Raw genomic sequence first — 7,721 nt, forward strand, 5'->3', positions numbered from 1 at the left:
CCGGATCGACGCATCGGGACCCCTATTCAACGCGGAGGAAGACGATGGATACGAGCTTCACCGGCGGGCTGCACTCGCGCTTCCTGCGTGGCCTGGCGCTTTCCGAGAACGGCACCGCCGTCCGGGTCGGCGACCAGGAGCTGAGCTACGGCCGGCTCCACGAGCAGGCGCTGCTCTGGGCCGGCGCGCTGGCCGACGCGGGCGCGCGCACCGTAGGGGTGCTGGCGGGCAAGGGAATCAGCGCGTACGCGGGGATCCTGGCCGGGTTGTACGCGGGCGCCACCGTGGTGCCGCTGCGGCCCGACTTCCCGGCGGCCCGCACCGCGCAGATGGTAGAGGCGGCGGGGGTCGACGCGCTGGTGGTCGACGAACGCGGCCAGGCGCTGTCGGCGGACGTGCTCGGCGCGCGGCGGGTTCCCGTGCTCACCCTTCAGACGCGGGCGCAGGGTCTGGCCGCGCCGCGGGAGGTGCGGCCGGAGGATTCCGCGTACATCCTGTTCACGTCCGGCTCCACCGGCCGGCCCAAGGGTGTGCGGATCGGCCACGGTTCGACGGAGCACTACTTCGGCCTGCTCGACGCGCGTTACGACTTCGCCCCCGACGACGTGTTCTCCCAGACCTTCGACCTGAACTTCGACTGCGCGATGTTCGACCTGTTCTGCGCGTGGGGTGCGGGGGCGCCCGCGGTGGTGCTGCCCGGGCGCGCCTACCGCGACCTGCCGGCGTTCGCCGCGGAGAGCGGGCTGACGGTGTGGTTCTCCACGCCGAGTGCGATCGACCTGGTGCGCCGCACCGGTGGGCTCAAGCCGGGTGCGTTGCCCGGCCTGCGGTGGAGCTTCTTCGCCGGCGAAGCGCTCACCGTGCGCGACACGGCCGACTGGCGCGCCGCGGCCGTGAACTCGCTTGCGGAGAACCTCTACGGCCCCACCGAGCTCACCATCACCGTCGCCGGTTACCGCTGGGACGACGTGGAGACGCCGCGCGTCGCGGTCAACGGGGTGGTGCCGATCGGCGCCGTCCACGAGGGCCACGACCACCTGCTGCTCGGCGAGGGTGACGTCGAGGAAGCGGAAGAGGGTGAACTCGCCATCGCGGGTCCGCAGCTGACCCCGGGCTACCTCGACCCGGCCGACGAAAACGGCCGGTTCCTCGACCGCGGCGGCCGCCGCTTCTACCGCACGGGCGATCGCGTCCGGCGGCTCGGCGACGACCTGGCCTACCTCGGCCGCCTCGACTCCCAGGTGCAGGTGCTCGGCTGGCGGATCGAGCTGACGGAGGTCGAACACGCGTTGCGCGCGACCGGCGTCCGCGACGCCGTGGCCCTCGGCGTCTCCGGCGACGCCGGCACGGAACTGTTCGTCTTCTACACCGGCGGCGAGCGGCCGGTGATCGAGCTGGTGCGCGCGTTGCGCGAGGTCCTGCCGGAGGGCGTGATCCCGCGCCACTACCGCCACGTCGCCGAGTTCCCGCTGAACTCGAACCGGAAGATCGACCGGAAAGCCCTGGCAGCGGAGGCGGAAGGGCTGCTCACACCGGTAGCCTGACCGGCGTGGCGAAGTACGTGATCGGGCCGGAGGTCGCGCTGCGGCTGGCCGAGGAGCAGGGTGTGGTGGGGCACCGGTTGCTGGCGCCCACGCTCATCCGTTCGCACGCGTTGTCCGCGCTCTACGCGCAGGTGCGCCGCGGTGAGCTGACGAAGAAGGACGCGGCCGTGTGGCTCGATCGCGTGCGGGCGTTGAAGATCCGGCTGCTCGGTGACCGCGTCTTGCAGGCGACGGCGTGGCAGGTCGCCGAGGAGCTCGGCTGGGCGGACACGTACGTCGCCGAGTACGTCGCGTTGACGCGGTTGCACGGCGACGCGTTCGTGACGCTCGACGAGCAGCTCGCGCGTGACCTCGACGGCGTCGTGCCGGTCGCGGGGTTCGAAGCGCTGAGCTGAAGCCCGTCTGAAACGGCCTGCTACGCCTGGGTTTCCGGGCGCGGCAGGCCGTTTTGGCGTGCGCGCTTAGGGGCGGTTAGGGGTGTGGCCACGCGCGCCGCCGCGGCTAGTTTTCCCGGAGTCGAGGGGCGGATCGAGGCCCCGGTTCTCGAGTTCTGGTGGGAGCAGTCGTGAACGGTACTTCGCTCGTCCATTCCCTGCTCGACGAGGCGGTGGCCGACGCACCCGGGTCGACGGCCGTGCGCGACCGGGCCGGCGCGTGGACCTACGCCGAGCTGGCCGCGTGGAGCCACGCGGTGGAGGTGGTGCTCGCCCGGCGCGGGGTGGGGCGCGGTGACCGGGTGGTCGTGCAGCTGCCCACCACGCGTGAGCTGGTCGCGTTGTTCTTCGGCACCACGCGCCGCGGCGCGGTGTTCGTGCCGGTGAACCCGGCGATGAAGGCGTTCCACTTCGACTCGGTGGTGGCGAACGCCGAACCGGTGCTGACCATCACCAACGACAACTACGGTCCACTGTGGACCGAGGTCGAAGCCGCCTACGGCGAACACGTGGAGGCGACCGACGTCGATCCCGACGACGTCGCCGTGCTCATCTACACCTCCGGCAGCACCGCCGCGCCCAAGGGCGTGATCGGCCCGCATCGCCAGGTCACCTTCGCGGCCGGCGCGATCCAGGCCGTGCTGGGCTACCGCGGCGACGACGTGGTGTTCTGCCGCTTCCCGATGTCCTGGGACTACGGCCTCTACAAGGTCCTGCTCTCGACGCTCGGCCGCAGCGAGATCGTGCTCGCCGACGCGGAGTCCGACCTGCGGCTGCTGCAGCGGATGCGCGAGGTCGGCGCGACGATCGTGCCCATCGTGCCGTCACTCGCCACGATGATCGCCACCCTCGCCGGCCGTGAGACGGAGCCGGCCGCGCCCGTGCGGCTGTTCACCAACACCGGCGCCGCGCTGCCCGAGAGCACGATCGCGCAGCTGCGCGCCGCGTTCCCCGGTGCCCGCGTGGTGCGCCAGTTCGGCCAGACCGAGTGCAAGCGCATCACGATCATGCCGCCTGAGGAGGACGACCAGCGGCCCGGCGCGTCCGGGCTGCCGCTGCCGGGCACGTCCGTGCTCATCCTCGCCGCCGATGGAACGGAGCTGCCCGCCGGAGACATCGGCGAGATCGTGGCCGCCGGACCGCACGTGATGCCGGGTTACTGGCGAGCGCCGGAGCTGTCCGCGCGCGCGTTCCGCCGCGACGAGGCGACCGGCGAGCTGCGCCTGCACACCGGCGACTACGGCCGTCTCGACGCCGACGGTTACCTCTACTTCGAAGGCCGGCGCGACGACATGTTCAAGCGCAAGGGCATCCGGATGTCCACTTTGGAGATCGAGGCGGCCGCCATGGACATCCCGGGCGTCCGGGCGGCCGGCGCGATCCCGCCGAGCGACACGCGTGACCTCGCGATCTGCGTCGAGACCGACCTGCCGCCCACGACCGTGTTGCGGGAGCTGGCGAAGCGCCTCGAACCGCAGAAGGTCCCGTCCCTGTGTCACGTCGTCGACGAGTTCCCGCTCACGGCGCACGGCAAGAACGCCACGAAGGAACTGGCCCTGCTCGTGGAAGGCGCGCGCAAATGACCGAGTCCCTGGCCGAACGCTTCGGCACCCCCACCTACGTCTACGACCTCGACGTGGTCGCCCGATCGCGCGACCAGCTGCTCAGCCTGCTGCCCGAGGGTTTCCAGGTCTTTTACGCGCTGAAGGCCAACCCGCACCCCGAAATCGCGCGAGAGCTGCACGACGGTGGTTGCCGCGCGGAGATCAGCTCCACCGGCGAGCTGGCCAACGCGCTGCAGGCGGGCTTCGCCCCGAGCGAGATCCTCTACACCGGCCCGGGCAAGACCGACGCCGAGCTGGAGCAGGCGATCGCGACCGGCGTGCGGCTGTTCTCCGTGGAGTCTCTCACCGACCTGCAGCACGTCGGCGTGGCAGCCGAGAAGCACGATGTGGTCGCCTCGTGCCTGCTGCGCGTGAACACCACGCAGGGCAGCGCGTCGACCGGCATCCGCATGATGGGCCGGCCCTCGCAGTTCGGCATCGACGCCGAGACGCTGCCGTCGCTGATGCCCGCGTTCAAGGCTGTGCCCGGCACCCGCTTGGCCGGCGCGCACTTCTTCACCATGAGCAACGCCAAGGACGAGGACAGCCTGCTCGGCGAGTACGAGTTCGTGCTGCAGTCGGCCGCGCAGCTGCACCAGGAGGCTGGCCTGCCGCTGGAGCTGCTCGACATCGGCGGCGGCTTCTCCTCGCCGTACGCGGTGCCGGGACCGCGCACCGACTACCCGAAGCTGCGCGCGGGGCTGGAGCAACTGCTTGACCTGTACCTGCCGGAATGGCGGACGGGGGAGGTCGAGCTGGCCTGCGAGTCGGGCCGGTACCTGTCCGGGAGCTGCGGCTCGCTGCTCGCCGGGGTCGTGAACGTCAAGGAGAGCCGCGGCAGCAGGTTCGTGATCCTCGACGCGGGCATCAACGTCGTCGGCGGGCTGTCCGGCATCGGCCGGCTGCTGCCCGCGGCCGTCGGCATCGAGGACACCGATCCGAACGGCGAGACCGGCAGCCTCGTCGGTCCACTGTGTACTCCCGGTGACTCGCTCGCGAAGGCCGCGAAGCTGCCCGAGCTGGCGCCCGGCGACGTGGTGACGGTGCCGAACGTCGGTGCATACGGTGTGACAGCGAGCCTGATCAGCTTCCTCGGCCGGCCCGCGCCGACGGAGGTCGTGGTGCGCGGCGACGAGGTCGTGTCCGTGTCGCGGCTGGACTACCAGCGCGCGTACGAGGTTTCGCCGTGAGCGAGGAGATGAACGCCTACCGCGGCGGCGTGGTCACGGAACCGCCGCGCACGGTGATCGTGAGCAGCATGGCGTCGGACTCGCACACGTGGAACCTCGTGTACCTGGAGCTGCTGGTCGGCGAGCTCGGCTTCGACGTGGTGAACCTCGGCGCGTGCGTGCCCGACGAGCTGCTGGAGTCCGAATGCCTCAGCCGGCTCCCGACGATGCTCGTGCTCAGCAGCGTCAACGGCCACGGCTACCAGGACGGCCTGCGCGTGATCCAGCGCCTGCGGTCCTTCCCCGAGCTGCGGGCCTTGCCCGTGGTGATCGGCGGCAAGCTCGGCGTCGGCGGTCCGCTCACCGAAGAGGAGACGGCGCGGCTGCTGCTCGCCGGCTTCGACGGGGTCTTCGACGACCAGCAGAACAACGCGTCCTTCCGCCGGTTCGCCGCGACGTTGACCGCCGGCTCCGCCCAGTTCCCCGTGCGGGTGGAGGGGGTGTGAGCTTCGAAGAGTTCGTGGCGAGCAGGCACGCGGCCGGGCAGCTGGTCGTGCAACCCCGCATGGGGTTCGCCGACCCGGTGGCGATGCGCGCCGGGCTCGCGGCGACCAGGAACGCGGCCGCCACGACCGTCGGCACCGTCACGCTCGACAGCTACACCCGCGTCGGCGACACCGATTCCGTCGCGCACGCGCTGGCCCACGGCATCGCACTCAACGGTTACCCCATCGTCAACCACCCGGCCGAGGTCACCCGAGCGATGCTCGACGGCCTCGAAGGCCCGGACTTCCCGGTGCAGGTGCGCCACGGCTCGGCCCGCCCGGCGGACATCTTCCGCGCGATGCTCGCCGCCGGCCTGCACGCCACCGAGGGCGGGCCGGTGTCCTACTGCCTGCCCTACAGCCGCACGCCACTGGACGAGTCCGTGCGCAACTGGTCGTACTGCTGTGAACTGCTGGCCGACGCCGAGCTGCCGGGCGGCCGTGCGCACCTGGAGACGTTCGGCGGCTGCATGATGGGCCAGCTCTGCCCGCCGAGCGAGCTCGTGGCACTCAGTGCGCTGGAGGCGTTGTTCTTCTACCGCAAGGGGTTGCGCAGCATCTCGGTGAGCTACGCGCAGCAGACCAACCTGCGCCAGGACCAGGAAGCCGTCGCGGCACTGCGCCGGCTGTGCACCGAGTTGCTCCCCGGCGCGTCGTGGCACGTGGTGATCTACGCGTACATGGGCTTGTTCCCGCGCACGCCGGAAGGCTCGCTGAGCCTGCTCGGCACGGCGGCCGAGCTGGCGCTGAGCACCGGCTCGGAGCGGCTGATCGTGAAGACCGTCGCCGAGGCGCACCGGATCCCGACCGTCGCGGAGAACGTGCAGGCGCTCGAACACGCGGGCGCCGTGCGAGGCACCAGGAAGGTCGCCGTGGAGGCGGACAACCAGGTCTACCGCGAGGCCTACGCGCTGGTCGACGCCGTGCTCAACAGCCACGAAGACCTCGGCCGGGCGATCGTGGTCGCGTTCAAACGCGGCCTGCTCGACGTGCCGTTCTGCCTGCACCCGGACAACGCCGGGCAGGCCCGCAGTTACCTCGACCCGGCCGGCCGGCTCTGCTGGTCCGACCTCGGTTCCCTGCCGCTGCGCCGCGTGGTCGAGCGCGGTCCCGGCGGCGCGATCACCTCGTCGACTTTGATGTCGGCGCTCTCGTACGTCCAGCACACCCACGACGCCCAGGCATTGGAGCAGCCGATGACCGCGATTGGAGGGGATTCGCGATGAGTACGCGCCGGACTGTCCGGGCCTACCCGTTCGACATGCAGGAGATCTCCGTTTCCGAGCTGTACCACACGTTGCAGCGCGAAGAGCCGATGAGCCGGGTGCAGATGCCCTTCGGCGAACCGGCGTGGCTCGCCACCAAGTACGCCGACGTGAAGCTCGTGATGACCGACCAGCGCTTCAGCCGTGAGCTGGCGCAGGGTCTCGACCAGCCGCGGATGCGCCGCCAGCAGATGGGCGACGGCATCATGGGCATGGACCCGCCCGACCACTCGCGCCTGCGCCGCCTGGTGTCGAAGGCGTTCACCGCGCGCCGGCTCGAGCAGATGCGCGAAGGCGTGCAAACGCTCGTGAACGACCTGCTCGACGGCATGGTCGCGCGCGGCGACTCGGCCGACGTCGTCGAGGAGCTCGCGCGCCCGCTGCCCGTGACCGTGATCTGCGACCTGCTCGGCGTGCCGCAGGAGGACCACGAGATCTTCCGCGAGTGGACCCAAGCGCTGGTCAGCGACGCCACGGCCAAGGGCGACGTGCTCGACGTCTACGGTGACCAGCTCGACAGCTACGTCGCCGGGCTCGTGGCGCAGCGGCGCGAGGAGCCGACCGACGACCTGCTCGGCGCGCTGGTCTATGCGCGCGACGCCGGCGACAAGCTCACCGAGAACGAGCTGATCTCCATCGCCGGCGCGGGCCTGCTCACCGGTGGCGTGGAGACGGTGTCCACGGCTCTGCCGAGCTTCCTGTTCACCCTCCTGACCCAGCCGGAACTGCTCGCGCAGCTGCGTGCGGACCCGGAGCTGATGCCGACCGCCGTCGAGGAACTGCTGCGGTTCGTGCCGATCAACACCGCGGCGATGTTCGCCCGCTACGCCACCGAAGACGTGCGCTTCGGCGACGTCGTGGTGCGCGCGGGCGACCCGGTGCTGCCGGCGCTGCACGCGGCCAACCGCGACCCGGAGGTGTTCGCGAACCCGGACACCGTCGACCTCACCCGCAGCCCCAACCCGCACGTGGCGTTCGGGCACGGCCCGCACCACTGCATCGGCGCGCAGCTCGCGCGCCTGGAACTGCAGGAAGCGCTCAAGGCGATTCTCGCGCGCTTCCCGGAACTGCGGCTCGCGGACGGGCGGGAAGGCGTGAAGTGGGAATACGGCGTGATCGTGCGCGGGCCTTCGCTCCTGCGCATCGCGTGGTGATTTCCC

Annotated in this window: 7 protein-coding genes; all 7 read left to right on the forward strand. The window is 71.1% G+C overall.

Going from position 1 to position 7,721, the window contains the following annotated elements:
* Positions 1 to 44: 44 nt before the first annotated feature.
* The 7 genes from ACFY1H_RS16560 to ACFY1H_RS16590 all read left to right on the forward strand — a co-directional run bounded on the left by ACFY1H_RS16560 (position 45) and on the right by ACFY1H_RS16590 (position 7,715).
* Entirely contained in the window at positions 45 to 1,544 is a 1,500-nt protein-coding gene (locus ACFY1H_RS16560; protein ID WP_386947245.1) for an AMP-binding protein, read from the forward strand.
* A gap of 5 nt (positions 1,545 to 1,549) precedes the next feature.
* Positions 1,550 to 1,939, forward strand: a complete 390-nt coding sequence (locus ACFY1H_RS16565; RefSeq protein WP_386947247.1) for a type II toxin-antitoxin system VapC family toxin — start codon at positions 1,550 to 1,552, stop codon at positions 1,937 to 1,939.
* Positions 1,940 to 2,109: 170 nt separating this feature from the next.
* A complete protein-coding gene (locus tag ACFY1H_RS16570) occupies positions 2,110 to 3,561 on the forward strand; it encodes an AMP-binding protein (protein ID WP_386947249.1) in 1,452 nt (483 codons plus the stop codon).
* On the forward strand, positions 3,558 to 4,772 hold the full coding sequence (locus ACFY1H_RS16575) for a type III PLP-dependent enzyme (protein WP_386947251.1): 1,215 nt from the start codon (positions 3,558 to 3,560) through the stop codon (positions 4,770 to 4,772). The genes ACFY1H_RS16570 and ACFY1H_RS16575 overlap by 4 nt, the downstream gene beginning before the upstream one ends.
* Complete coding sequence (locus ACFY1H_RS16580) at positions 4,769 to 5,257, forward strand: cobalamin B12-binding domain-containing protein (RefSeq protein ID WP_386947252.1); 489 nt, start codon at positions 4,769 to 4,771, stop codon at positions 5,255 to 5,257. The genes ACFY1H_RS16575 and ACFY1H_RS16580 overlap by 4 nt, the downstream gene beginning before the upstream one ends.
* Complete coding sequence (locus tag ACFY1H_RS16585) at positions 5,254 to 6,522, forward strand: methylaspartate mutase (protein WP_366583173.1); 1,269 nt, start codon at positions 5,254 to 5,256, stop codon at positions 6,520 to 6,522. Before ACFY1H_RS16580 ends, ACFY1H_RS16585 begins: the two co-directional genes overlap by 4 nt.
* Positions 6,519 to 7,715, forward strand: coding sequence for a cytochrome P450 (locus ACFY1H_RS16590; RefSeq protein WP_386947255.1), 1,197 nt, complete (start codon positions 6,519 to 6,521; stop codon positions 7,713 to 7,715). The genes ACFY1H_RS16585 and ACFY1H_RS16590 overlap by 4 nt, the downstream gene beginning before the upstream one ends.
* Positions 7,716 to 7,721 lie beyond the last annotated feature (6 nt).

The sequence above is a fragment of the Amycolatopsis sp. NPDC001319 genome (assembly GCF_042896185.1).
Lineage (GTDB): Bacteria > Actinomycetota > Actinomycetes > Mycobacteriales > Pseudonocardiaceae > Amycolatopsis.

What these genes read in the sequence shown, in the direction of transcription:
- ACFY1H_RS16560 (WP_386947245.1), top strand. Translation starts at nt 45, where the DNA reads ATGGATACGAGCTTCACCGGCGGGCTGCACTCGCGCTTCCTGCGTGGC.
- ACFY1H_RS16575 (WP_386947251.1), top strand. Translation starts at nt 3,558, where the DNA reads ATGACCGAGTCCCTGGCCGAACGCTTCGGCACCCCCACCTACGTCTAC.
- ACFY1H_RS16590 (WP_386947255.1), top strand. Translation starts at nt 6,519, where the DNA reads ATGAGTACGCGCCGGACTGTCCGGGCCTACCCGTTCGACATGCAGGAG.